The sequence below is a fragment of the Pseudoalteromonas sp. SR45-4 genome, assembly GCF_014163535.1.
Taxonomy (GTDB): domain Bacteria; phylum Pseudomonadota; class Gammaproteobacteria; order Enterobacterales; family Alteromonadaceae; genus Pseudoalteromonas; species Pseudoalteromonas nigrifaciens.
This window is the reverse complement of sequence record NZ_JACJDO010000139.1, coordinates 1-251: the sequence shown is the minus strand read 5'-3', so window position 1 is coordinate 251 and position 251 is coordinate 1. Positions and strand designations below refer to the sequence as shown.

Annotated in this window: 1 rRNA gene; it reads left to right on the top strand. The window is 46.6% G+C overall.

Going from position 1 to position 251, the window contains the following annotated elements:
- Nucleotides 1-251, top strand: a 23S ribosomal RNA gene (locus H5058_RS18330); the annotation flags it as partial.

Sequence of the window (251 nt, the reverse complement as noted above, 5' to 3'; positions counted from 1 at the left end):
AACAGATTAATATTTCTGTACTCGATATAATTGCGATGGGGGGACGGAGCAGGCTAAGCAAGCATGGCGTTGGTAGTCCATGTGAAAGTGAGTAGGGCGTTTGTTTAGGTAAATCCGGACGAACATTAAACCTGAGACACGAGACGAGTCACCACGGTGATGAAGTTGCTGATGCCATACTTCCAGGAAAAGCCTCTAAGCTTCAGATTATATGGAATCGTACCCCAAACCGACACAGGTGGTCAGGTAGA